Source organism: Rhodoferax ferrireducens (genome assembly GCF_049302455.1).
Taxonomy (GTDB): domain Bacteria; phylum Pseudomonadota; class Gammaproteobacteria; order Burkholderiales; family Burkholderiaceae_C; genus Rhodoferax; species Rhodoferax ferrireducens_B.
The window spans coordinates 54,212-79,039 of sequence record NZ_JBAQMD010000024.1 but is presented as its reverse complement, the minus strand read 5'-3'; the positions used below and the strand labels follow the sequence as shown (position 1 = coordinate 79,039).

Here is a 24,828-nt window from a genome sequence, read left to right as displayed (position 1 = left end):
AATTTTGACCGATTTGAGCCTTGCAAAAACCTGACGAATGGCTGGGAAATTGGTGCTTTCACCCCTGCGCAATACCCGTCAAAACTGTTATATTGCACTGCAACATTTCCTGAAAGTGAATTCATCGTGCTGTACAAAATCTACGAAACCCAACGCTCTTTGATGGAGCCTTTCTCCGACCTGGCGCACTCTGCCTCCAAGGTCTACGGTAATCCGCTGTCGATGTTTGGGCAAAACCCGTTTGCCCAGCGTATTTCTGCGGGCTACGATTTGATGCATCGCTTGGGCAAAGATTACGAAAAGCCGGAGTTTGGCCTGCGCACGGTCGATGTCGATGGGGTCGAGGTCGCCATTCATGAGCGCGTAGAGATTGACAAACCCTTTTGTGAATTGCGCCGCTTCAAACGCTTCACCGATGACCCGGCCACACTCGGAAAGCTCAAAGGGCAGCCCGCAGTGTTGATCGTGGCACCCCTGTCCGGTCACTACGCGACGCTGCTGCGCGATACCGTCAAGACCATGCTCAAGGATCACAAGGTCTACATCACCGACTGGAAGAATGCGCGCCTGATTCCCTTGTCAGAAGGTGAATTTCATCTGGACGATTACGTGAACTATGTGCAGGAGTTCATCCGCCATCTGCAGGGCATTTACGGCAATTGCCATGTGGTCAGCGTGTGCCAGCCCACGGTGCCGGTGTTGGCAGCGGTTTCCCTGATGGCCAGTCGCGGTGAGTTGACGCCCTTGAGCATGACCATGATGGGCGGACCCATTGATGCCCGCAAATCACCCACGGCCGTGAACAACCTGGCGATGAACAAGAGTTTTGAATGGTTTGAGAACAACGTGATTTACCGCGTTCCCACCAACTTTGCCGGTGCTGGTCGGCGGGTCTACCCCGGTTTCCTGCAGCATTCCGGCTTTGTTGCCATGAATCCGAGCAACCACGCCAAGAGCCACTACGACTACTTTAAAGACTTGGTCAAAGGCGACGAGGCGAGCACCGAGGCGCACCGCAAGTTCTATGACGAGTACAACGCCGTGCTGGACATGGACGCCGACTACTACCTGGAAACCATCCGGGTCGTGTTTCAGGAGTTCTGCCTGCTCAACGGCACCTGGAAAATCAAGGGCGTGGACGGGAAAATCGAACCGGTCCGCCCGCAAGACATTACCACCACCGCCCTGTTCTCGGTCGAAGGTGAGCTTGACGACATCTCCGGCTCAGGTCAGACCGAGGCCGTGCACAGCATCTGCAGTGGTGTTGCCAATTCGGAGCAAAAACACCTGGAGGTCAAGGGCGCCGGACACTTTGGCATCTTCAGCGGCCGACGCTGGCGCGAGGTGGTGTACCCAGCGGTCAAATCGTTCATCCTCAGTCACCAACCAGTAGCAGCAAAACCGGCACCGACTATCGATCCGGTCACCCCTGCGAAAATTGAGAAAAAACCATCGACAGCCCCCGTCAAACGGGAGGAAGTAGCTACTAAAAATGTAGCTGGCAAGTCTCTACGCAAAAAGTAATGTCCACGTTAGCCGCCCAAATCCTGGCGGTGTTGCCCCAGACGCAGTGCACCCGCTGCGGCTACCGGGACTGCGCCGCCTACGCGCAGGCGGTGTCTACAGGCACAGCGGGTATTAACCAATGCCCGCCTGGCGGCGAGCAAGGCATTGCGTGGCTGGCGACCATCACCGGCCAAGCGGTTCAAGCGCTCAATCCGGTCCATGGCAGCGAGACACCGCGCAGTGTTGCGTTCATCGATGAAGACTGGTGCATCGGCTGCACACTGTGCATCGAAGCTTGTCCCACCGACGCCATTTTGGGCAGCAACAAGTTGATGCACACGGTCATCGAGGCCTATTGCACCGGTTGTGAGTTGTGCCTGCCGGTCTGCCCGGTGGACTGCATCAAACTGGAGAATGTGACAAAAACAGCCACCGGCTGGGCGGCCTGGTCACGACAGCAGGCGGATTTAGCCCAACATCGCTATGAACTTAATAGCAATAGACGTAGTAAAGACGGGGGCTTGAGCCTTGAAAAGCCTGAAGAAGAAAGTCGCACGACAGCAGTTCCGACCCTCCCTTCATTCCACACTGACGTCGCCATCCAGCAACAAAGAAGCGCGGTCATTGAAGCGGCCTTGGCCCGCGCACGGGTGAAACGTGACACAGCAACAAGCGCGGCGTCGGCCCACCCCCCTGAGCCATTGCACCCGCTTTAGCCGACCACCAGGTTTCGGTAGACGCCGCAGCCAACGTACAAACCATCCACCAGTTGCACAAAAGACATCTTGGTCTGCACGCGTCCGGTGGTGGGGTTATTGATGTCGTATTCAACCCAGCCGGGCTCGCGCCGGGCTTGCGCAATGATGTCATCGACCAGTCCCTGGCCGTCAATGCCGGGGATGTCCTGCACCCGCGTCCCCACTTTGGCCGGGTTGCCCCCAAACGAGAGATAGGTTCCCTCGTCATCGAGCACAAAGACATACATGTCACGGTCATAAAACCCCTGCGCTGGGTCAGTCACAGCACGCACAAAGGCCTGGAGCGAGGCACTGCGTCGGCGTTGCGCAACAGCCCGATTCACCAGCTCGACGGCCTCTTCGGCGGAGCCCTGTTGCAACTTGAACAGTGCCACCGCATCCACCAGCGTTGAGGCGCGGTGTTCCAGATCAGTGGCCTGTGACACCGCTTGCTCCACCATCTGGGCATTGCGCTGCGTGATTTCGTCAAGTTGACGCACTGCCGACGTAATTTCGGTCAGGCCGGCACTTTGCTCGGCGCTGGACGTTGATATCTGTCCCATATTGACGGCAACAGCACGAATGCCCGACACAATCTGCGTGATGTTGCCCCCCGCGGCCCTGATGCTCTGCACGCTGGCGGCCACCTGGGCCGACGAGGCACCGATGAGTTGCCGAATCTCTTTGGCCGATTCAGCCGAACGCTGGGCCAGCAACCGGACCTCACTGGCGACCACCGCAAACCCACGACCCGACTCCCCAGCGCGCGCAGCCTCCACCGCCGCATTGAGCGCCAGAATATTGGTTTGAAACGCCAGCCCGTCAATCACGCTGACAATCTCATCCATGCGTTTGGCACTGCTCTGGATGGCTTCCACGGAGGCGATGGACTGCGCCATGGTGCTGGCCCCCTGATCGGCAAGATCGCGCACACCGGCAGCTTGTGCGTTGGCGTGACCCGCCGTTTGGGCGTTCTCTTGCACGGTCGACGACAACTGCTCCACACTGGCGGCCGTTTGTTCCAGATTGGCGGCTTGTTGCTCAGTCCGGTCGGCTAACTCCCGGTTGCTGCTTGCCAGGCTTTTACCGGCATGGGCGACAAAGGCCGAGTTGCTCCGCACATTGGCGACCATCGCCGACACGGTTGAGCCCATTTTGTTGACTGCCGACGCCAGTTCCGCGAGTTCATCACGACCGTGAGGCACCACATTCAAACGCAAATCGCCGCGCAACATCTGCGCCATGGCTTGCGCCACCTGCGCCAGGTCCAGAGCAAAACTGCGGTAAATGGCCAGCAAAACATACAAGGACACGATCAGGCATGCAGCGCTCAGCCAAGCTATCCACGCAGCACCATCGCCGGCAGGCTCAGTCAGAAAATAATGCACCAACATCAGAATCGGCGGCGTCATCAAAATGACTGCAAGCAGCGATAACTTGGTCACGATGCGCACGCGGCGCATCAGCAACAGGCCAGGAGTCAGCAGGCTTGCGAAAATCATGAATTTGTGTCTCTCAAAGTTATCAGTGCTCTTTGGCACTTGCTGTTATTTGATGGCAGTAGTATGACGTGAAACTTACCCCCTAAAAAACGGAACGCCCCGCCATTCGCTAACGAATGCGGGGCCAAAAGCCTGCCAACGGTTCAAACCGCTGGTCTTGCCAAATTACGCGTCTGAGCGCGAGAAATCGGCTCAAGGACGAATGGTGATCTCGTTCTTGACCAACTTCACGCCGTTAACGCCACGCGCAATATTCTCTGCAGCACTCTTTTCCGTCAGACTCTTGGCGAAACCGGACAACATGACGGTGCCATTCAGGGTTTCAACGCTGATGGACGCTGCGCTAACCAGTTTGCTTTCGACGAAACGTGACTTGATGAGCGTGGTGATACCGGTATCGTCAACGTAAGCGCCAACAGTCTCCTGTCCGCGTTGAACGGCGCAGCCGGGCGCAGTCAGTAAAACGACTGCGGCAATGGCGGCGGCGAGAGTGGTGCGAATGAACATAATGAATCTCCAGTTAAAGTTGATGTGTGATTGGGATGGCTGAACTTTAAAATCACTGACGTTGCGCAACCATCAGCCTCAGCCGCCTGTACCTGTAGGACGACACCGCTCGCTGACGTCAGAGAAGCCAGTTTGTGCTGGACTCACACCGCGACTGGCCCGAATCACGACATCACCGCCTGTCTGCAGCGGGCCAAGCCATGATCTGGTGGCGCGCGCACCAGGTGCGCAAGAACAGCTACCCCAATGTCAAGGATTGGCCTTGTTGGTCAAATGGAATCAGCGTTCCCAGGTTGCCTGCCTTAATGGCTTCGACCATGCGCTGCAAGGGCATTTCAGCCGCCGAACTGCTTGGCGCCAGCCCGCCATTGCCGGACATGGCGGTTGCGAAGACGACGTGCCACTCTTGCCCAAACTGGCGTGACTCTTCAGCCAGATCGGCAAAGGTATGCAACTCATCGGGTGTCTTGTCCACACACATGATGGGCACCAGCGCACCGCCCTGCCCGTCCTTGAAGCGCTCACGCTGCGCCGACGTGGCATCGGCAGGCAAGTCAGCGCGGGTAAACACAAAGAGCAAGCGTTGTGGTTCGGTTTGCTGGCGCGCCGCCTGTAGTAAATCATCAAAACTGGAAATATTCATGCTTGGCACTTTCTTGATTGCAGAGCGCTCAAGTGTCAGGTCAAACGCTCATTTGTGGTACATTGGCCCTATGAAAAAGATGTTGCTAGCCCTGCTACTACTGCCCGACGGGCGGAGACGGTAGCGTACGCACGCACCCAAACCAAAAGCCCGTATGCATCCGCAACGGGCTTTTGGTTTTTTTACCCCCGGCATTTTTGATTGCGGATATTGTTGAACACAGGAGAAACCAGATGGCCGACCAATTGATTATTTTTGACACCACGTTGCGTGACGGCGAGCAGTCACCTGGCGCATCCATGAACAAAGACGAGAAGCTGCGCATCGCGCGCCAGCTGGAACGCCTGAAAGTGGATGTCATCGAAGCGGGCTTTGCGGCCAGCTCCAACGGCGATTTCGAAGCCGTGCAAGGCATTGCCAGGGCCATCAAGGACTCCACCATCTGCTCGCTGTCACGCGCCAATGACCGCGATATTTCACGCGCTGCCGAAGCGCTCAAAGGCGCCAACCGCAGCCGTATCCATACTTTTATTGCCACCTCGGCGCTGCATATGGAGAAAAAACTGCGCATGACACCCGATGAGGTGTTTGAGCAGGCCAAACTTGCAGTGCGCTTTGCGCGCAATCTGGTAGCCGACGTGGAATTCAGTCCGGAAGACGCCTACCGCAGCGATGAGGACTTTTTATGTCGTGTCATCGAGGCCGCAATCAACGAGGGTGCCACCACCATCAATGTGCCCGACACCGTCGGTTATGCCATTCCTGAACTCTATGGCACTTTCATCAAGACACTGCGCGAGCGCGTCCCTAATTCGGACAAAGCCATCTGGTCGGTTCATTGTCACAACGATCTTGGCATGGCGGTCGCGAACTCGCTGGCGGGCGTCCAAATTGGTGGCGCCCGCCAGGTCGAATGCACCATCAATGGTCTCGGTGAACGCGCTGGCAATTGCAGCCTGGAAGAGGTTGTGATGGCGGTCAAGACACGACGCGACTATTTCGGCCTTGACGTCGGCATCGAGACTCAGCACATTTTGGCCGCCAGTCGCATGGTCAGCCAGATCACTGGCTTTGTGGTTCAACCCAACAAGGCGATCGTCGGGGCCAATGCGTTTGCCCACGCTGCGGGCATTCACCAAGACGGCGTGCTCAAGGCGCGCGACACTTATGAAATCATGCGTGCCGAAGATGTCGGCTGGAGCGCCAATAAAATTGTGCTGAGCAAAGTCAGTGGCCGCAATGCCTTCAAGCAACGCTTGCAAGATTTGGGGGCGCAGATGGAAAGCGAGTCTGATGTCAACGCCGCATTCGCCAGATTCAAGGAATTGGCAGATCGTAAAAGCGAGATTTTTGACGAAGACATCCTGGCACTTGTCGGCAGCGAAAGTGTGGCTCGCGAGAAGGAACAATACAGTTTTGTCTCATTGTCGCAACATAGCGAAACAGGAGAACGTCCCCAAGCCAGTATTGTTTTTACCGCCGACGGCAAGGAAGTGAAAAGTTCATCCGATGGGGATGGTCCGGTAGATGCATCACTCAAAGCGATCGAGGCACAGGTCAAAAGTGGTGCCGAAATGGTGCTCTACTCAGTCAATGCCATCAGCGGTTCGACCGAGAGCCAGGGCGAAGTGACCGTGCGCTTGCAACACGGTGGCCGCGTGGTCAACGGCGTCGGGGCCGACCCCGACATCATTGTTGCCTCCGCCAAAGCCTATCTGAGTGCGCTCAGCAAACTGCACAGCAAAGCTGATCGGGTAGCCGCGCAAGGATAACGTCCAGAGAAATTGCTTGCTTCGCTGGTAATTGTTTAAGAAAGTCGTGCAAGTATTTGATATTGTGCGACTTTTTTGTTTAAACTTGTGTCTTTGAGAAATAGGTCTGGAATGGGGTGAAAAACCCATTCTTGACGGATTCCATTTGGAGACATTGTGCGCAAACTACTATTTTTCTTTGGCCTTACGCTTTTCATTGCTGCTGTCTCACTGCCGCAAGCGCAGGCCGCTCAGAAAAAACATCAGCTTGCCAAGTCCTCCAAGAGCACCATCGTTGCGAAACGAAAAGTTACCAAGATCTTTGTTGTCGGAAAACGCATGTCGCTTGCCCGTGCAAAAGGGGTTTCCCTGAAGCCATCGTTTGGACAAATTGCAGGATTGAACGGTGCATCTGACACCCTTGATCTGAAATCCAGCGTGGCACTGGTCATCGACCAAGAGACCAATGAAGTGTTGTTTAGCAAAAATGAGCAAGCGGTCTTGCCGATTGCTTCACTCACCAAGCTCATGACCGGACTGGTCCTGCAGGAGGCCCACCTGCCCACGGACCAGATGATCACCATTTCTCAAGACGACGTGGACACCGAAAAAGGCAGTTCGTCACGACTTAAAGTGGGAACAACATTGAGCCGCGGTGAACTCTTGCATCTGGCGTTGATGTCAAGCGAGAACCGCGCGGCGCATGCACTGGCCCGCAGTTACCCGGGCGGCTTACCTGTGTTTGTTGGCCTGATGAATGCCAAGGCCCAATTGATTGGCATGACCGACACCCACTATGTGGAACCGACTGGACTCTCCAGCAAGAACCAGTCCAGCGCCCGCGATTTGGCCAAGTTGGTCAACGTTGCGCATGGCGACCCGATCTTGCGTGAATTGACCACCTCGCCGGATTACCAGGTGGCTGTCGGCAACCGAACACTGCAATACAACAACACAAACCGGCTGGTCAAGAATCCATCTTGGGACATCGGCCTGCAAAAGACAGGCTACATCTCCGAGGCGGGTCGGTGTCTTGTGATGCAAACCAAAATTGCCGGCCGCAAGTTAATCATGGTGTTTCTGGATTCGGCCGGAAAATTGACCCGTATCGCCGATGCCGAGCGGGTTCGCCGCTGGGTAGAGGCCAAGCCGGCCATCAGGTCCAACTCGGTACCTTTGGCTAGCGCCGCTGGTGAAAAAATCGCTACCTTTCAATAGCCGCTCAGGCGTCAAGCGCTCTTGACTTCAGGTTTAAAACCCAACGTCGTTGAGATTTCATGGGTGGTCGCCTGAAGCTTGGGCAACCACTCGTCTTCCAGACGATCTGCTGGGGCAGAAATTGACAAGCCCGCCACCAGCGTGCCTTGATCATCGTAAATGCCAGAAGCCATGCAACGAACGCCAAGTTCAAGCTCCTCGTTGTCATGCGCGTAGCCATACTGGCGCACTTTCGAGAGTTCCTTCTCCAACCCTGACAATTCGGTCAAGCTGTTTTTGGTGTGACCGCTCAAGCCTGTGCGTGTGGCGTACGTCCGGACCCGTTGTGGATCATCCGTCGCCAGAAACAATTTCCCGACCGACGTCAGGTGCAGCGGAGCGCGCCCACCGATGGCGCGCACGACCTGCATGCCCGAGCGCTCGCTGAACGCTCGTTCGATATAAATTATCTCGTCGCCCTGACGCATACTCAGGTTGACAGGTTGCTGAATCAATTTATGCAATCGCCGCATCGGCACCAGCGCTGCGTCACGCACATTGAGGCGATTCTTAACCAGATTGCCCAGTTCAAGCAGGCGCATGCCCAGTCGGTAACTGCCGGGCTGTGACCGATCCACAAAACGACCGGTGGCCAGGTCATTTAACAAGCGGTGGGTGGTTGAGGGGTGCAGACCAGTTTTCTCACTAATCTCTTTCAGCGAAATCGATTCTTTTCTTGATGCCAGAACGTCCATCAAGGTAAACATGCGCTCAATCACCTGAACGGTTGGGGTACTGGGAATGCTGCTCTCTATTTTTCGCATAATGACTCCTGAATGACTGCAGTCATTTTATCTTGTGAAATGGATACCAAGGGTAAACCCTTTTGCAGGAAGCTTTGACTCAGGACAATTGGGATGCCGGCATGGACGGGTAATCCGCACGCCACGTTCCTGACACAAGAAACTCCAGCGGTCTGAACCTTGTCTTGTAGTTCATTTTTTGGCTGTCCTTGATCCAGAAACCCAAGTAAACATAGGCGAGCCCCAGTTTTTTGGCTTCGGCAATTTGCCAAAGAATGCCGTAAGTGCCAAGACTACCACTGCTCTCGGGCTCGTAAAAGGTATAAACCGCCGACAGGCCATCATCGAGCACATCGAGAATTGAGACCAATTTCAACGGACCAGGTTCACCATCAGCCAGCGTTTCCCGGAACTCAATCAATCGCGAATTGACCCGGCTCTGCAATAAAAACTGCGTGTATTGATCGACGCTGTCATGGTCCATGCCCCCACCGGCATGTCGCGTATTTTGATAGCGAAGATACAGGTCATAGTGTTCTTGCACAAAAGAAGGTTTGAGCACCCTCGCGTGCAGAGCGCAATGGCGCGACCACGCGCGGCGCTGACTTCTGTCGGGTTGAAATTGAGCGACGAGAACCCGCACCGGTGTGCAGGCAGAGCAGCCATCACAATAGGGTCGATACGTAAAAAGACCACTGCGTCTAAATCCCTGTCGGACCAACTCAGCGTAAATAACGCCATTCACCAGATGGCTGGGCGCTGCCACTTGCGAGCGGGCCTGCTGCCCGGGCAAATAGCTGCACGGATAGCTGGAGGTGGCATAAAACTGCAGCGCGTTCAGCGGGAGTTCCTTCAGTTGCATCACATTGCCTTCACGTTGACATTGACTCTGGGGTCAGCAGCTGTTGCCAGAATTGGCGGTCAAATTCCCAAGCTGGTCCCGCTTCGGCAAGCCCAGCAGCCAGGCCCTTCAAAAAAAGATCGCGCGAAATTTCACCCGCTCCCAACGAGGCAAGGTGGGGCGTGTTTTGTTGGCAATCAATCTGCTTGATGCCATGGTGACGACAAAATCCGATCAACGCGGCGAGGGCAATTTTGGAGGCGTCACTGACGCGGCTGAACATGGATTCACCAAACACGGCTTTGCCTAGCGCCACGCAGTACAAGCCTCCAGCCAGCTCGCCATTGACCCAGGTTTCCACACTGTGGGCTAACCCAGCGCGGTGCAGCTTGCCATAGGCGGCCCTCATGTCAGGCACGATCCAGGTGCCGGATTGGCCAATACGCTCACTGCTGGCGCAGGCTTCAATGACTTGTTCAAAAGCCGAGTCAATCCGAATTTCACAACCCGGCGTCTGGCAGAACTGCCGGATCTTTTTCTTGAAGGACGGGCGCAAACGAAAATTGGTGACTTGCAGCACCATTCTTGGATTGGGGCTCCACCACAACGTGGGCTGCCCCTGGCTGTACCAGGGAAAAATGCCCTGGCTATAGGCGCGGCGCAAAGTCTCGACATCCAGCACGCCACCTGCAGCCAACAGTCCCGGCGCTGGAGAATTTTCATCCCAGGCTTGACTCGTTGGCGGGAAGTCCTGGTTTGGATCCAGCCATGGCAGCAGTGGCGGTTGAGAGGACATTATTAGATGTTAACCCCGGATTCAGTGCGGCAACCCGCTACAATCCCACCTCGTCGGGGCGTAGCGCAGCCTGGTAGCGCATCTGGTTTGGGACCAGAGGGTCGAAGGTTCGAATCCTTTCGCCCCGACCAATATTAAAAAGGGTTAGCAGGGTTTTACCTGCTAACCCTTTTCAATTTGCTGCTCAATCTACGATACCTGAAGGCTAAATCCGCCCTTGGGCTTAAAGACGCCGCAACCAAGCAGTCGTCCATCTGGCAAGGGCAGGATGTAAGAGGTTTTCTCATCCACCATGCTGGTCACCGGATTCACCACCTCATAGTCAATCCAATCACCGCCACGCTCAGCGGCGGCAAAGCCTTCGCGCAAAATATGATCGCCGTCGAGTCCCCGGACGTCATACACCGTCTTGCCCACCCGGTCCGGCGTGGACCCAAACACCTGATAAACGCCCTGGCGGTCGAATGCAAAGAGGTACAAGTCCCGGTCGCGAAAACCACCGTGGGGGTCATGAAAGCGCGCGGCAGCGTTTGAAAGGCCAATCTGGCCGATCAGATCAAAGCCCCGCTTGACCAGCGCATGGGCTTCATCCGCAGTACCGCGACGCAGTTTGATGGCCGCAACGGCTTCGCTGAGATTGGAGGCCCGGTCACGCAAGCCAACGGTTGCCTGCAAGGCCTGGTCCACCATGGCGCCGTTGCGCTGTGTGATGTTGTCAAGTTCCTTGACCGCCTGCGCAATCTCAGACAGGGCTGTGCTCTGCTCGTTGCTGGCCGCAGTGATGCCATCCAGACCCTCAGCCACCTCATGAATGCCCCTGACCACGGTACGCAGGCTACCGGTGACAGCCTCGATGCGGGTGACACCCACGCTGACCTGATCACCCGAGCGTGCAATCAGGGCGCGTATTTCGCGCGCCGAGGCGGCACTGCGCTGCGCCAGTGTGCGCACCTCGCTCGCCACCACGGCAAAACCACGCCCCAAGTCACCGGCGCGCGCGGCTTCCACCGCTGCATTGAGTGCCAGGATATTGGTCTGGAAAGCGATGCCATCAATCACCCCAATGATCTCGCCCATACGCTTGGATCCGTCCTGAATCTCGCCAATGGCGTGCACCGCCACATCCATCGCCTGCGCGCCGGCTTCGGCCTCGTCGCGCACGCGCCGGGTCAGGGCATCCACCTCCTTGGAATGCCGCGCCGTGGCCTGTGCCGACTCGTTCAAGCCAAGAATGCTGGCGCTGGCTTGCTCCAGGCTGGCAGCCTGCGCCTCGGTGCGCTGCGAAAGATCCCCCATGCCGCTCGCCAGCAATTCACCCGCCTGCGCCACATGCACGGCCTGGTTGCGAATGGTGCCGACCAAACCAGAAAAATTCTCGCTCATGGATTCGAGATGGCGACCCGCTTGCGACAGCTCATCGTGCCCGGGCACCACCACGCTGTGCGACAGGTCGCCTCGCGCGCTGCTGCGCACGACGCGCGTCAGGACGTCCACTGCCAGCGTGAGGCTTTGATAAAAAGCCGCAGACAAGTAAAGCACCACAAGAAATCCCAGCAGCCCAAGAACCATGGCAAGGCTGAGGCCAGACTGCTGCGCATAAGACTGATAACCCAACAGCAGACCCAAGATCAACAAGGGCAACAGCACCAGCATAGCCATCAGCCACAGCCGCACACGCAGACTCAAGCGCTGCAACAAAGCCACCCCGGGACGAAGAAGTAAATTCGATAAAAACATACAAAACCCTGGTTTGGTCTCTACCTCGATGAGGCAATTTCATGCGCTCATGATAATAAGTAACCGGCCCGGCAACACCCAACGGGTTTTCCCTCGGTTCGTGCCCAAGCTGGTCACCCGGTCAGAAATCTGTAAGCCAACACCAGACACCGCCGGCGCGCCATTACTTTCGATGCCCGCGTGTTTGTATTCAGGTTGAACATCAGCAATCACCCTTACCATTCAGGCATCCCGAAAGAAAATCTCATGCCCATCATCACCAATATCGAAGACCTGCGCGTTCTGGCGCAACAGCGCGTTCCGCGCATGTTCTACGACTACGCCGACTCCGGGTCATGGACCGAGAGCACCTACCGCGCCAATGAGTCTGATTTCCAGCGCATCAAACTGCGCCAGCGGGTGGCCATCAACATGGACAACCGCAGCACCGCCAGCACCATGGTCGGGCTGCCGGTGGCCATGCCGGTTGCCCTGGCACCGGTTGGATTGACCGGCATGCAGCACGCCGACGGCGAAATTCTGGCGGCGCGCGCCGCCAAGAGATTTGGCGTGCCATTCACCCTTTCAACCATGAGCATCTGCTCGATTGAAGACGTTGCTGCGGGCACCGGCAACCATCCGTTCTGGTTCCAGGTTTACGTGATCCGGGACCGCGGCTTCATCGAGCGCCTGATCGAGCGCGCCCGCGCCGCCAACTGCTCGGCCCTGGTACTGACGCTGGACCTGCAGATCATCGGCCAGCGCCACAAGGACTTGAAGAACGGCTTGAGCGCGCCGCCCAAGCTGACACTGCCCAACATCATCAACATGATGACCAAGCCGCGCTGGGGCCTCGGCATGCTGGGCACCCAACGGCGCGGCTTTGGCAATATCGTGGGCCACGTCAGCGGCGTGCAGGACATGGGCTCGCTGTCGGAATGGTCGGCCAAGCAGTTCGACCCGACGCTGAACTGGAACGACGTCGAGTGGATCAAGAAGCGCTGGGGTGGCAAGCTGATTCTCAAGGGCATCCAGGACCCGGAAGATGCGCTCCTGGCGGTCAACGCAGGGGCTGACGCACTGATCGTCTCCAACCACGGTGGCCGCCAGCTCGACGGCGCGGAAAGCAGCATCCGCGCCCTGCCCCGCATCGTCGAGGCCGTGGGCAAGGACATTGAAATTCACATGGACGGCGGCGTGCGTAGCGGACAGGACGTGCTCAAAGCCCGTGCCCTGGGTGCGCGCGGCGTCTACATTGGTCGTGCCTTCATTTACGGTCTGGGCGCCATGGGTGAAGCGGGCGTCAGCAAAGCGCTCGAAATCATCCACAAAGAACTGGACCTGACCATGGCGTTTTGCGGCCGCACCGATATCAACACCGTCGACCAGAGCATTCTGTTGCCAGGGACCTACTCCCCCAACTGATTAGAGAGTCTGCGTCACCAGCTTGAAATCGGCATCCTCCGGGAACGGCTTGATCACGAACCCCAGGCCTTTCATCAGTTTGAGCATGGTCTGATTTTTTGCCAGCACCAGGCCCTCGATCTCGGACAGGCCCTTGTCGCGGGCCACGTCCATGACCGACAGCATCAGGCGCGATCCCAGTCCTTGACCCTTGAAGTCATCGGACACCACCAAAGAAAATTCACAGGTGGTGCGATCCGGGTTGGTGATGTAGCGCGACACGCCCACGATGCGCGGCACCTCGGTCACTTCGCCGCCGGCACCAACGCGGCGCTCCCGGTACACCGCCACCAACGCCATTTCGCGGTCGTAGTCAATCAGCGTAAAACGCGACAGCATGGTCGCTGGCAACTCCTGCATGGAGGACACAAAGCGGAAGTAGCGGCTCTCGGGCGAGAGCTTGCGCACAAACTCCTGCAACATGCTGGCGTCATCCGGGTGCACCGGGCGCACCGTGTAATCGCCGCCGCCCTTGAGCGGCCACACTTGTTCGTAACGCGACGGATACGGCAGGATCGCCAGGTGGTTGTAGTGGCGCGCTGAGGGTGGCGTGTTGTCGATCACGATGCGCGCATCCACCGCCACGGCGCCGGTTTCGTCCACGATGATGGGGTTGATGTCCATCTCGCGCAATTGCGGCAGCTCGCACACCATCTCGGACACCCGCAGCAATATCTGCTCCAGTGCCTCCATGTTGACCGGTGCTGCGCCGCGCCAGTCACCAAGCGTCTCGGCTACGCGGGCGCGCTCAATCAGTCGGCGCGCCAAAAATTGATTCAGCGGCGGCAACTCCATGACGCGGTCATTGATCAGTTCGATCATGGTGCCCCCCGAACCGAACGCGATCACCGGGCCAAACGGATCATCGGTGACCATCCCCACGTAGACCTCACGACCGCGCTGCTGGCTCGACATGTTCTGAATCGTGACGCCATTGATGCGCGCTTGCGGCTGCAGCCTGGTCACCGTCTCCATCATGTCGATATAGGTATCGCGCACGCCGACGGCATTGAGAATATTCAGCGCCACGCCCTGCACATCTGATTTGTGACTGATATCGGGCGAGTCAATTTTGAGGGCCACCGGAAAACCCAGTTGGGTCGCGATCATGATCGCCTCGTTGACGCTGCGCGCCAGGATGGTTCGTGTCACCGGAATATGAAACGCCGCCAGCAGCGACTTGGACTCCATCTCGGTGAGCACCTTGCGCCGTTCGGCCAGCACACTCTCAATCAACATGCGGGCACCCTCCACGTCGGGCTTGGCCAGGTCGGACATGGGCGGCGGCGTCTGCTGCAGCAACTGCTGGTTCTGGTAAAAGGCCGCGATATTGCCAAAAGCGCCCACGGCAGCCTCCGGCGTGCGAAAGGTCGGAATTGCCGCATCGCTCAGGATGCGCCGTGCGTCCCCCACGGTCGCATCGCCCATCAAGCAGGTGAACAGCGGCTTGCCGAGCTGCTTGTTGGCATCAGCCAGCGCCGTGGCAATCGTTGCACTGTCAACGTCAACCTTGGGTGAAAAGATCGCCAACACGCCATCAATCTGCGGTGCTTTGGCCGCCGCTTGCACCGCTGTCTTGAAGTGCTCGGGGCCGGCTTCTTCCGAAATATCGATCAAATCACACAGCGAAGCCAGTGGTGGCAATTCAGGCTGGAGCGCTCGCGCCTGCTCAGGGGTGAGGCTGCCCAACAGCAGGTTGATCTCGCTCACCCAGTCGGCGGCCAGCACACCGGGGCCGCCGCCGTTGGTCACGATTGACAGGCGGCGCCCCACCGGGCGATAGCGCGAGGCCAGACACTTGGCAGCCGAGAACAGCGCCACAAACGAGCGCACCCGCACCGCGCCAGCGCGGCGCAAGGCGGCGTCAAACACATCGTCGCTGCCGACAATCGCGCCCGAATGGGTGAGTGCGGCCCGGTTACCTGCGGCTTTGCGGCCGCCCTTGAGCACCACCACCGGTTTGGCATTGGCAGCCGCACGCAGGGCGCTCATGAAACGGCGCGCGCTGCTGATGCCTTCCAGGTAGACGACGATGCTGTGCGTGTGGGCGTCGGAGGCCAGAAAATCGAGCACTTGGGCCATGTCCACGGCGGTATTGGGGCCCAGCGACACGACGGTGGAAAACCCCACGCCATTTTTTTGCGCCCAGTCGAGAATGGAAGACGTCAATGCGCCTGATTGCGACACCAGCGCCAGCGGCCCGGGCGCGCTCAAAGCACCCGCCACACTGGCATTGAGCAGCAGGTGCGGGCGCTGAAAACCGAGGCAATTTGGCCCCAACAGATGCATGCCGTCACGCCGCGCGATTTTGTTCAGCTCGGCGGCCAGCGCGGCGTCAATGCCGCTGGAGATCACCAGGGCGGCACGGCATTTGATGCGACCGGCAATCTCCAGGGCGGCGGCCACCTCGGCCGCTGGCAAGGCAATGATCGCCAGATCCGCCTCGGTGTGCGCCAGATCGCCCAGGGTGCCGCTGACGTTGATATCCAGAAACACCAGCGTACCGGCAAAGCGCTGCGCCCGCAAAGCGCGGTTCAAAGCCTGCGCCTGCGGCGTCTGGGTCGATGGATCGTCGGCCTTGCCAATAAAGACAGCGATCGAACTCGGCGAAAAAAGAGGCGTGAGAAAGTGCTTGTCCATACCGATTCCAATAAAAAATTAGTTGCTGCGCTGCAGCATAGCCATTTTACCGGCGTCGTAGCTTGACTCAAAGCAATACGGGTTCGCGCTATCCTCCTCCCATGAGCGAAAAAATCCGCCGCATCGCCCACCTCGACATGGACGCTTTCTATGCGTCGGTTGAACTGCTGCGCTACCCCCAACTGCAGGGCCTGCCGGTTGTCATAGGCGGCGCCCGGCGCGCCGAGGACGAAACGCTGCGCCAGCTACAGGAACACAGTTCGCTGGCGCGCATCTCGCTGGACGCCTTTCCCCGCTTGCAGGGCTACACCGGGCGCGGAGTCGTCACCACCGCCACCTATGCGGCGCGCCAGTTTGGTGTGGGCTCCGCGCTGGGCCTGATGAAAGCGGCCAAACTCTGTCCGCAGGCGATTCTGCTGCCGGTTGACTTTGCCGAGTACCGCAAATATTCGCGCGCCTTCAAGACCATCGTCACCGACATCGCCCCATTGATGGAAGACCGGGGCGTGGACGAGGTCTACATCGACTTCACGGATGTGCCCGGTGGTCAGCGTGAAGGTGGGCGGGTATTGGCGCGCCTGATCCAGAAAACCATCTTTGAGCAAACCGGCTTGACCTGCTCCATCGGCGTGGCGCCCAACAAACTGCTGGCCAAAATGGCCAGCGAGTTCAACAAGCCCAGGGGTATCGCGGTCGTGTTTGAAGAAGATTTGCAAAGCAAAATCTGGCCGCTGGCGTGCCGCAAGATCAACGGCATCGGCCCCAAGACCGATGTCAAGCTGCAGGGTTTGGGGATTCAGACCATCGGTGAGCTGGCCCAGAAGACGGTTGACTGGCTAATCGACCACTTTGGCCAAAAGACGGGCGCCTGGCTGTTTGACGCCGCGCACGGCCGCGACCAGCGGCCAGTGGTGCTGGAGAGCGAGCCCGTGTCGATCAGCCGCGAGACCACGTTTGAGCGCGACTTGCACGCCGTGCGCGACAAGGCGGCGCTCGGCGCGATCTTTACCCGTCTGTGCCAGCAGGTCGCCTCGGACCTGGCCAGCAAAGGCTACGTCGGCAAGACCATTGGCATCAAGCTGCGTTATGAGGACTTCAAAAGCGTCACGCGCGACCAGACCCTTGACGATTACACCGCCGACTTCTCCGTCATTCGCCAGACCGCCGGGCTCTGTCTCAAACGGGTGCCGCTGGCGCAACGCCTGCGCCTGCTGGGCGTGCGCGTGGCCACCCTGGTGAAAGCGGAACAAGTCCAGGAATTTATAACAAATCAGCCTCTAGCCCCCGTCAAACATGCGCAACCCGCTATTAATTTAGAAGCACAGAACGATCAGATCTTTTAGGCAACTGACTTTGGCGTAAAGTCCGGCATCGAAAATTTATTCACATGCAGTCGTTTTTTTGAGGACTCCCATGCAATTTGCCACTTTCATGCGCCGCTTCACCATCCGTTTTCGAATGTTAGGTGCCATTGCCATGGTGGCGATGGCCTTGGTATTTATTGGCGCGATTGGTGTGGCGGCCCAGTTGTATGCCAACTCCATCGCGACCGACCTGGTGGCGCGCGACATCAGCTCCCTGACAGAACTTGCCCGCCTGCAACAGGCCATGGGCAACGTGCGGCTGAATGAAAAAGAGATGATCATTCAATACGAGAACAGTGTGGAGGCCGCCAGATACAAGGAAGCCTGGACGGCGTCATTTGCGCGGCTTGAAGCCTCTGCCAAGGCCCTTGCACCCCTGCTGCCGCAGGATGCCCAACGCGCCGAACTGGCGCAAGTGGTGACGGGCATGCAGCAATTTCGCACCGAATTTGCACCCCTGGCCCAGCAGTTGGAAAGCCTGGCATTTCCGTCCGCGCAGGTCGCCTCGGCCACCATTGGCAAGCTGCAGCCGATTTACGACAAAGCTAATACCACTTTGACCACGCTGGCGACTGGACTGCAGCGCGCCACTGAAACCAGCCAGGGCAAATTGCAAACCACCGTCAACCAGGTCGTCTGGCTCATTGCCGGGGCCACCGGCGTCTTGCTGCTGGTGTTCATCCCGTTGACCATCTGGAACATGAACGCCATTTGTGTGCCCATCCTGAAGGCCGAGCAAGTCGCTCAGGACATTGCCCAAGGCGATCTGACCGACCACAACGTAGACTGCCGCGGCAACGACGAGGCCGCCCGGCTGTTACGCTCCCTGGAGGCCATGCGCCAATCGCTGGGGCAGTTGGTCGGCCAGGTGCGCATGTCAACCGACAGCATCGCCACCGCCAGCGCCGAGATCGCGTCCGGCAACCAGGACCTGAGTGCGCGCACCGAGCAGACGGCCAGCAACTTGCAGCGCGCCGCCTCCCACATGGACCAGTTGACGCACACGGTGCAGCAGTCTGCCGATGCCTCGCGCCAGGCCAACCAGCTCGCCTCGACAGCAGGTGACGTGGCGGCGCGCGGGGGCTCGGTCGTCTCGCAAGTGGTCAGCACCATGAACGACATCAACACGAGCTCCAAAAAGATCAGCGACATCATCGGTGTCATTGACGGCATCGCCTTCCAGACCAACATCCTGGCCTTGAACGCCGCGGTGGAGGCCGCCCGCGCCGGTGAGCAGGGCCGTGGCTTTGCCGTGGTGGCCAGCGAGGTGCGCAGCCTGGCGGGCCGCTCGGCCGAGGCGGCCAAGGAAATCAAGAGCCTGATCGGCGCCAGCGTCGAACGCATCGAGACCGGTTCGCGCTTGGTGACAGACGCCGGAAAAACCATGACCGACATTGTGAATTCCGTGCAACGGGTGTCCGACATCATTGGGGAGATCACTGGCGCCGCGGCCGAGCAAAGCCAGGGCATCGGCGAAGTCAATACCGCGGTGGTGCAACTCGACCAGATGACGCAACAAAACGCCGCCCTGGTTGAGCAGTCCGCCGCCGCCGCCGAGAGCTTGCGCGAGCAGGCCCAACGCCTGGCTGAGGTGGTTGGCACCTTCAAAATCCCGAGTTCTGGCGCTGGCAACCCATCGCCCATGCGCCCGCGCGTGCAGCAGTCAACGCCCCCTCAGTTGTCAACACCCTCCCGGCTGTCATTGCGGGCTTGACCCGCTATCCCCCACGCTTACTGCGCAAAAACCTTCATGACCAGCCAAGGCCCCAACCCAGCCCCAACACAAGCCGTTCCGACGCTGGCGCCCAGCAGCTTTCCTATCGTCGGCATCGGTGCCTCGGCGGGCGGCCTGGCCGCGATTGAAGCGTTTTTCTCGGGCATGCCTGCCGAGTTTGACCCCGGCATGGCCTTTGTGCTGGTGCAGCATCTGGACCCGGACCACAAAAGCATTCTCACTGAACTGATCCAGCGCACCACCCGCATGCAGGTATCCGAGGTGAAGGACGGCATGCCGGTGCAACCCAATTGCGTCTACATCATTCCGCCGAATCGCGACATGGCGTTTTTGAACGGCACGCTGCAATTGCTGGAGCCCGCCGCACCACGCGGGCACCGCCTGCCGATTGACTTTTTGTTCCGCTCACTGGCCCTGGACCAGCATGAGCACGCCATTGGCATCGTGCTCTCCGGCACCGGCAGCGACGGTACGCTGGGCGTGCGCGCCATCAAAACCGAGGGTGGCATGGTGATGGTGCAAAACCCCGCCTCGTGCGAGTTTGACGGTATGCCGCAAAGTGCGCTGGCCACGGGCCTGGTGGACTATGAGCTGCCGCCAGCCGAGATGGCGGCCCAATTGATGGCCTACGTCACCCATGCCTTTGGCCACCCACCCCAGTCCGCCACTCTGACCGCGCCGCACACCGAGAACGCGCTGAAAAAAATATTTGTCCTGCTGCGCAGCCAGACCGGGCACGACTTTTCCCAGTACAAACCCAACACCATTTACCGCCGCATCGAGCGCCGCATGGCGGTGCACCAGATCGATGGCATTGGTGGCTATGTCAAATATTTGCAGCAAACACCGGTTGAAGTGCAAGCGCTGTTCAATGACCTGCTGATTGGCGTGACCAATTTCTTCCGCGACCCAGAGGCCTTTGCCGTGCTGGAGTCGCAGGTGATCCCCAAGCTGTTTGAGGGCAAGCCTGTCGGTAGCACGGTGCGCGTCTGGTGCGCCGGCTGCTCAACGGGGGAAGAGGCTTATTCGATCGCCATCCTGCTGCAAGAACGGCTGGAGGCCCTTAAAGTCAGCTACCGGGTGCAGGTGTTTGCCACCGACATTGACAGCCGCGCCATCGCCGTGGCCCGGGCCGGCCTGTACCCCGGCAGCATTGCCGACGACATCTCATCCGAGCGACTGGCCCGATTTTTCACCGCTGAGCCCGACGGCAGCGCTTACCGCGTCCACAAGAACATTCGCGACCTGCTGGTGTTTTCCGAACAGGACGTGATCAAAGACCCTCCGTTTTCCAAGCTTGACCTGATCAGTTGCCGCAACCTGCTGATCTACCTGGGCCCCGAGCTGCAAAAGAAGCTGATCTCACTGTTCCATTACGCCCTGCAACCCGGTGGGGTGCTGTTTTTGGGTACCTCGGAGACCGCTGGTGAAGTCAGCGGCTTGTTTTCCGTGATGGAGCGCAAAGCCAAGATCTACCAGCGCAAGGAAGATTTTCAAGGGGCGCAGCGCGCCGCCCTGGGCCGGTTTTTGCCGCCCTTGACGGACCAGGAGGCAACACGGCCAACCGCGCCCGGCAAAGCCGCGCATCTGCCCAAGCTGTCATTGCGCGAGCTGACCGAGCAAACCCTGTTGCAGCAAGTGGCCCCGGTAGCGGCGCTGGTCAACGGCCACGGTGACATCCTCTACCTGCACGGGCGCACGGGCCTGTACCTGGAGCCCGCGCCGGGCGAAGCGGGTATCAACAACATCCTGAAAATGGCGCGTGAAGGCCTGCGCCGCGACCTGACCACCACCCTGCACAAAGCCGCCACCAGCCGCGACACCGTGCGCGCTTCGGGTGTGCGCGTCAAGACCAACGGCCACTTCACGCTGGTCAACCTCAGCATTTGCCCGGTGGCGGGCGGCCCGGCCGCAGCGCTGGAGTCGCCTCTGTTTTTGGTGATGCTGGAGAAAGCACCCGATGCCAACGCCGCTGAGTCCAAAAGCCCGCCAGCCCCCGCCACCCTGCCGGCCGTCAGCGCGGCAGGCGGCAACGACAATCTGCGCGCTGATGCCAGCGCCCAGATTGCCGAACTCAACGAAGAGCTGCAAGCCAAAGAAGAATACCTGCACGCGGCCAATGAAGAGCTGGAAACCACCAACGAAGAGCTCAAATCAAGCAACGAAGAAATGCAGTCGGTCAATGAAGAGCTGCAAAGCACCAACGAAGAACTGGAGACTTCCAAGGAAGAAATGCAGTCGATCAACGAGGAGCTGTCCACTGTCAACACCGAGCTGCAAACCAAGGTGGGAGATCTGTCACGCGCCAACAACGACATGAACAACCTGCTGGCAGGCACCGGCATTGGCACCATTTTTGTGGACCATGCCTTGCGCATCCTGCGCTTTACCCCGGCCGCAAGCCAGATCATCAACCTGATTCTGAGCGACGTGGGGCGTCCGGTGGCCCACATTGTGAGCAATCTGGTGGGCTACAACACCCTGGTGGAAGACCTGCAGGCCGTGCTCAAAACCCTGATCCCCAAAGAGGTGGAGGTGCAGACCTTTGATGCCAAGACTTACACCCTGCGCATCCTGCCCTACCGCACGCTTGACAACGTGATTGAAGGCGCGGTGATCACTTTTGTCGAAATCACCGAAGTCAAGCGCACGCGCGTGGCGCTGCACAAAACCAATGAACTGCTGCGCCTGGCGGTGGTGGTGCGCGACGCGCATGACGCCATCACGGTGCAGGAGCTGAGCGGCCGCATCATCGCCTGGAACCCGGGCGCCGAGCGCTTGTATGGCTGGAGCGAGGCCGAGGCGCTCAAGCTGAACGTGCGCGAGCGCATCCCCGCAGCACTGCAAGAAGAGGCCTTGGCACAGGTACACCGGCTCAGTCAGGCGCAAACGCTGGCGCCCTACCCGACCCGGCGGCTGACCAAGGACGGCCGCGTGCTGGACGTGTTGTTAACCGCCACCGCCTTGCTCGATGAGGCGGGTCAGGTGTATGCGATTGCCACCACCGAACGGCCCGGCGATGACCCGGTCGCGAAAGGCTGAGCGCCTTCCATGCCCGCCCTGTTGTCACGGCGGTCCTATATAAGTTTTAGGCCTCTAGCCCCCGTTGAATATGCGTGTATAGCTATTAAATATATAGCGCTTGTTCGATTTAAACGGGTGCCGATCTTGCCCCCAATCAGGGCGCTCTACGGCTTCAGATGCGCTAGAAGGCATGCGAGAATGCCCAAGTCATATTTCGGAGGCATCCATGAGTAATCCTGATACCCCCATCAGCAATGGTCGTGAGTCTTCTGTCACCCACGACGCGCCCAATGCGGCGCAGCTGATGCGTCGGCGGGCCGAAGACATGGCCCTTGAGAAATTGGCGCAATTGCCCCAGAGTCTGCAAGTGCTGTCACCCGAGGAGATGCAACAACTGATGCACGAGCTGGCCGTGCATCAGATTGAGCTGGAGATGCAAAACGACGAACTGCGCCGGGTACAACTGGAACTGGAAGCCTCACGCGCACGCTATTTCGACCTGTATGACCTGGCCCCCGTGGGCTACATCACCGTCAGCGACGCCGGGGTGATCCTGGAGGCCAACCTCACCGCAGCCACCCTGCTGGGCGTGCCGCGCAGCGCGCTGGTCAAGCGGCCGATCAGCCGCTTCATTGTCAAGTCGCAGCAGGACATCTACTACCAGTACCGCAAACAGCTCATGGAAACGGGCCAAGCCCAGACCTGCGAGCTGCAGGTGCTGCACAGTGAGGGCTCCGCGCTCTGGGTCAGTCTGGCCGCCACCGTCGCGCAGGAAACCGATGAATCGACCGTATTGCGCGTGGTGCTGAACGACATCTCCGAGCGCAAGTTGCTGGATCAGTCGCTGCGGGAGACCAACGTCAAGCTGGAGAGTGCCCTGTTTCTGGCGGACAAAGCCAACCTTGCCAAGTCGGAATTTCTGTCGGGCATGAGCCATGAGTTGCGCTCACCACTGAATGCGGTTTTGGGCTTTGCGCAGTTGATTGAGACGGGCACGCCTGCGCCCACGCCAGACCAGCAAGCCAGCCTGGAACAGATTCTGCGGGGAGGCTGGTATTTGCTGACGCTGATCAACGAAATTCTTGACCTGTCCCTGGTCGAATCCGGCAAGCTGTCGCTGTCGATGGAACCGATCTTGCTGTCCGAAAAATTTTCCGATTGCCGGGCCATGATCGACCCGCAGGCGCAAAAAGCCGGCATCCGTGTCAGCTTTGCGTCATTCGACAGTCCGTGTTTTGTTGAGGCCGACCGCACCCGCCTGAAACAAGTGATTGTCAATTTGCTGAGCAATGCCATCAAATACAACCGCGCTGGCGGCTCGGTCGAAGTGAGCTGCAGCACGCCCACAGCGGGGCGCATCCGCATCAGCGTGATTGATACCGGACCCGGTTTGTCCGACAACAAACTGGCCCAACTGTTCCAGCCCTTCAATCGTCTCGGCCAGGAGGCTGGCACGCAGGAGGGCACCGGCATTGGCTTGGTGGTTTGCAAGCGGCTGGTTGAAATGATGGGCGGTGCAATCGGCGTCCATAGCCGCGTTGGGATTGGCAGCGAGTTCTGGTTTGAGCTGAAGCTCGCAGCGCCACCGCAAACGGGCGTTAGCGGTGAGGCGTCAGAGCTGACGCAAGCGCAAGTTCAGGATGGGGCCGAGGTGAGCACCTTGCTGTATATCGAGGACAACCCCGCCAACATGGAACTGGTCGAGCGGCTCCTTGAGCGGCGTTCCGACCTGCGCTTGTTAAAGGCGGGCAATGGTTCGAGCGGTATCGCGCTGGCGCGCATGCATCGGCCCCAGGTGATCCTGATGGACATCAATCTGCCTGGCATCAATGGCTTTCAGGCATTGAAAACCCTGCGTGAGGACCCTGCAACCCAACACATCCCGGTGCTGGCCCTGAGTGCCAATGCCATGCCACACGACATTCAAGCCGGCCTGGCGGCAGGCTTTCTCCGCTACCTGACCAAGCCCATCAAGATCAAGGAGCTGATGCAGGCGTTCGATGTGGCGCTGGAAGCTGCAAAGCTGCCCCAATGAAAAATTTTCCGATTGTCTGCGTGGGTGGTTCGGCCGGTGGACTGGACGCCTATATCCGGCTGCTGAAAAACCTGCCGCCCGATATGGGGGTGGCGATCGTCATCGTCAATCACATCACCCTCATGCCAACTCAGCTGCATGAGGTGCTGCCGCCTTTCACCAAGATGCCGGTGGAGCTGATCACCGAAAACCTGGTGATCGAGCCCAACCATGTCTACATCATCCCGGCCAACCGCGACTTGCATGTTGATGGCGAAGTATTCCAGCTCAGACCCATCTCCAAGCCGCGCGGCTGGCCGGATGTGATCACGGTTTTTTTGAAGTCCCTCACCCAGTACTGGGACGGCAAGCTGATTGCCGTGATTGTGTCGGGTTTTGACGGCGACGGCGCCGCCGCACTGCGTGGCATCAAGGAAGTGGGTGGTATCACCATCGCGCAAAAACCTGACACAGCGGGTCAACCCGACATGCCTGAAAGCGCCATTGACAGCGGCTGCATTGATTTTGTCTTGTCGCCCGAAGACATTGCCAAAGAAATTGTGCGCATTGCGCAGGCTCAGGCCTGAG

At 58.8% G+C, this 24,828-nt stretch carries 18 protein-coding genes and 1 tRNA gene; 11 read left to right on the top strand and 8 right to left on the bottom strand.

The features are described 5' to 3' along the window. The first annotated feature begins 126 nt into the window (after window positions 1-126). A complete protein-coding gene (locus WA157_RS04000) occupies window positions 127-1,524 on the top strand; it encodes a polyhydroxyalkanoate depolymerase (RefSeq protein WP_422619729.1) in 1,398 nt (465 codons plus the stop codon). Next, window positions 1,524-2,222, top strand: coding sequence for an RnfABCDGE type electron transport complex subunit B (locus tag WA157_RS03995; RefSeq protein ID WP_422619728.1), 699 nt, complete (start codon window positions 1,524-1,526; stop codon window positions 2,220-2,222). Before WA157_RS04000 ends, WA157_RS03995 begins: the two co-directional genes overlap by 1 nt. Here the strand turns inward: WA157_RS03995 and WA157_RS03990 are convergent. The 3 genes from WA157_RS03990 to WA157_RS03980 all read right to left on the bottom strand — a co-directional run bounded on the left by WA157_RS03990 (window position 2,219) and on the right by WA157_RS03980 (window position 4,895). Beyond that, window positions 2,219-3,745, bottom strand: coding sequence for a methyl-accepting chemotaxis protein (locus WA157_RS03990; RefSeq protein WP_422619727.1), 1,527 nt, complete (start codon window positions 3,743-3,745; stop codon window positions 2,219-2,221). The two genes, WA157_RS03995 and WA157_RS03990, sit on opposite strands and share 4 nt — an antisense overlap. 192 nt (window positions 3,746-3,937) lie before the next feature. Next, window positions 3,938-4,252 (bottom strand): BON domain-containing protein, encoded by a 315-nt coding sequence (locus WA157_RS03985; RefSeq protein ID WP_318665150.1) that lies wholly within the window; start codon window positions 4,250-4,252, stop codon window positions 3,938-3,940. 238 nt (window positions 4,253-4,490) lie between these two features. Next, window positions 4,491-4,895, bottom strand: coding sequence for a ribonucleotide reductase subunit alpha (locus tag WA157_RS03980; RefSeq protein WP_422619726.1), 405 nt, complete (start codon window positions 4,893-4,895; stop codon window positions 4,491-4,493). Window positions 4,896-5,128: 233 nt separating this feature from the next. Between WA157_RS03980 and WA157_RS03975 the strand changes: the two genes are divergently transcribed. Both WA157_RS03975 and pbpG read left to right on the top strand, forming a co-directional pair. Then, complete coding sequence (locus WA157_RS03975; RefSeq protein ID WP_422619725.1) at window positions 5,129-6,667, top strand: 2-isopropylmalate synthase; 1,539 nt, start codon at window positions 5,129-5,131, stop codon at window positions 6,665-6,667. Window positions 6,668-6,823: 156 nt separating this feature from the next. After that, a complete protein-coding gene (pbpG, locus tag WA157_RS03970) occupies window positions 6,824-7,864 on the top strand; it encodes a D-alanyl-D-alanine endopeptidase (protein WP_422619724.1) in 1,041 nt (346 codons plus the stop codon). An 11-nt stretch (window positions 7,865-7,875) separates the two neighbouring features. Here pbpG and WA157_RS03965 read toward each other — a convergent pair whose 3' ends face one another. The 3 genes from WA157_RS03965 to aat all read right to left on the bottom strand — a co-directional run bounded on the left by WA157_RS03965 (window position 7,876) and on the right by aat (window position 10,283). Continuing rightward, the gene (locus WA157_RS03965) at window positions 7,876-8,667 is read right to left on the bottom strand and encodes an IclR family transcriptional regulator (RefSeq protein WP_422619723.1); all 792 of its coding nucleotides are present in this window, start codon (window positions 8,665-8,667) and stop codon (window positions 7,876-7,878) included. A gap of 79 nt (window positions 8,668-8,746) precedes the next feature. Then, window positions 8,747-9,508, bottom strand: coding sequence for an arginyltransferase (locus WA157_RS03960; RefSeq protein ID WP_422619722.1), 762 nt, complete (start codon window positions 9,506-9,508; stop codon window positions 8,747-8,749). A gap of 10 nt (window positions 9,509-9,518) precedes the next feature. After that, on the bottom strand, window positions 9,519-10,283 hold the full coding sequence (gene aat / locus WA157_RS03955; protein ID WP_422619721.1) for a leucyl/phenylalanyl-tRNA--protein transferase: 765 nt from the start codon (window positions 10,281-10,283) through the stop codon (window positions 9,519-9,521). A 54-nt stretch (window positions 10,284-10,337) separates the two neighbouring features. On the opposite strand from aat, the gene WA157_RS03950 reads away from it, so the two are divergent. After that, window positions 10,338-10,414: transfer RNA gene (locus WA157_RS03950), tRNA-Pro, on the top strand. 58 nt (window positions 10,415-10,472) lie between these two features. Here the strand turns inward: WA157_RS03950 and WA157_RS03945 are convergent. Beyond that, the gene (locus WA157_RS03945) at window positions 10,473-12,020 is read right to left on the bottom strand and encodes a methyl-accepting chemotaxis protein (RefSeq protein WP_422619720.1); all 1,548 of its coding nucleotides are present in this window, start codon (window positions 12,018-12,020) and stop codon (window positions 10,473-10,475) included. A 246-nt stretch (window positions 12,021-12,266) separates the two neighbouring features. Between WA157_RS03945 and WA157_RS03940 the strand changes: the two genes are divergently transcribed. Beyond that, window positions 12,267-13,424, top strand: a complete 1,158-nt coding sequence (locus tag WA157_RS03940; RefSeq protein ID WP_422619719.1) for an alpha-hydroxy acid oxidase — start codon at window positions 12,267-12,269, stop codon at window positions 13,422-13,424. On the opposite strand, the gene WA157_RS03935 is transcribed toward WA157_RS03940, so the two are convergent. Next, window positions 13,425-16,103, bottom strand: coding sequence for a GNAT family N-acetyltransferase (locus WA157_RS03935; protein ID WP_422619718.1), 2,679 nt, complete (start codon window positions 16,101-16,103; stop codon window positions 13,425-13,427). A 101-nt stretch (window positions 16,104-16,204) separates the two neighbouring features. Here WA157_RS03935 and WA157_RS03930 point away from each other — a divergent pair, with 101 nt between their 5' ends. From WA157_RS03930 to WA157_RS03910, 5 genes are all read left to right on the top strand, one after another. Continuing rightward, a complete protein-coding gene (locus tag WA157_RS03930) occupies window positions 16,205-17,446 on the top strand; it encodes a DNA polymerase Y family protein (protein WP_422619717.1) in 1,242 nt (413 codons plus the stop codon). Between the two features lie 70 nt (window positions 17,447-17,516). Continuing rightward, the gene (locus WA157_RS03925) at window positions 17,517-19,181 is read left to right on the top strand and encodes a methyl-accepting chemotaxis protein (RefSeq protein ID WP_422619716.1); all 1,665 of its coding nucleotides are present in this window, start codon (window positions 17,517-17,519) and stop codon (window positions 19,179-19,181) included. Window positions 19,182-19,217: 36 nt separating this feature from the next. Continuing rightward, window positions 19,218-22,244, top strand: coding sequence for a chemotaxis protein CheB (locus WA157_RS03920; RefSeq protein ID WP_422619715.1), 3,027 nt, complete (start codon window positions 19,218-19,220; stop codon window positions 22,242-22,244). Between the two features lie 208 nt (window positions 22,245-22,452). Beyond that, window positions 22,453-24,261 (top strand): ATP-binding protein, encoded by a 1,809-nt coding sequence (locus WA157_RS03915; protein WP_422619714.1) that lies wholly within the window; start codon window positions 22,453-22,455, stop codon window positions 24,259-24,261. After that, window positions 24,258-24,827 (top strand): chemotaxis protein CheB, encoded by a 570-nt coding sequence (locus WA157_RS03910; protein WP_422619713.1) that lies wholly within the window; start codon window positions 24,258-24,260, stop codon window positions 24,825-24,827. The genes WA157_RS03915 and WA157_RS03910 overlap by 4 nt, the downstream gene beginning before the upstream one ends. Window position 24,828 lies beyond the last annotated feature (1 nt).

Bases quoted from the DNA above. Each gene is read 5' to 3' on its own strand.
- WA157_RS03995 (WP_422619728.1), top strand. From the start codon at position 1,524: ATGTCCACGTTAGCCGCCCAAATCCTGGCGGTGTTGCCCCAGACGCAG.
- WA157_RS03965 (WP_422619723.1), bottom strand. From the start codon at position 8,667: ATGCGAAAAATAGAGAGCAGCATTCCCAGTACCCCAACCGTTCAGGTG.
- WA157_RS03990 (WP_422619727.1), bottom strand. From the start codon at position 3,745: ATGATTTTCGCAAGCCTGCTGACTCCTGGCCTGTTGCTGATGCGCCGC.
- WA157_RS03940 (WP_422619719.1), top strand. From the start codon at position 12,267: ATGCCCATCATCACCAATATCGAAGACCTGCGCGTTCTGGCGCAACAG.
- WA157_RS03920 (WP_422619715.1), top strand. From the start codon at position 19,218: ATGACCAGCCAAGGCCCCAACCCAGCCCCAACACAAGCCGTTCCGACG.
- WA157_RS03980 (WP_422619726.1), bottom strand. From the start codon at position 4,895: ATGAATATTTCCAGTTTTGATGATTTACTACAGGCGGCGCGCCAGCAA.
- WA157_RS03935 (WP_422619718.1), bottom strand. From the start codon at position 16,103: ATGGACAAGCACTTTCTCACGCCTCTTTTTTCGCCGAGTTCGATCGCT.
- WA157_RS03960 (WP_422619722.1), bottom strand. From the start codon at position 9,508: ATGCAACTGAAGGAACTCCCGCTGAACGCGCTGCAGTTTTATGCCACC.
- aat (WP_422619721.1), bottom strand. From the start codon at position 10,283: ATGTCCTCTCAACCGCCACTGCTGCCATGGCTGGATCCAAACCAGGAC.
- WA157_RS03910 (WP_422619713.1), top strand. From the start codon at position 24,258: ATGAAAAATTTTCCGATTGTCTGCGTGGGTGGTTCGGCCGGTGGACTG.
- WA157_RS03930 (WP_422619717.1), top strand. From the start codon at position 16,205: ATGAGCGAAAAAATCCGCCGCATCGCCCACCTCGACATGGACGCTTTC.
- WA157_RS03945 (WP_422619720.1), bottom strand. From the start codon at position 12,020: ATGTTTTTATCGAATTTACTTCTTCGTCCCGGGGTGGCTTTGTTGCAG.
- WA157_RS03975 (WP_422619725.1), top strand. From the start codon at position 5,129: ATGGCCGACCAATTGATTATTTTTGACACCACGTTGCGTGACGGCGAG.
- WA157_RS03915 (WP_422619714.1), top strand. From the start codon at position 22,453: ATGAGTAATCCTGATACCCCCATCAGCAATGGTCGTGAGTCTTCTGTC.
- WA157_RS03925 (WP_422619716.1), top strand. From the start codon at position 17,517: ATGCAATTTGCCACTTTCATGCGCCGCTTCACCATCCGTTTTCGAATG.
- WA157_RS03985 (WP_318665150.1), bottom strand. From the start codon at position 4,252: ATGTTCATTCGCACCACTCTCGCCGCCGCCATTGCCGCAGTCGTTTTA.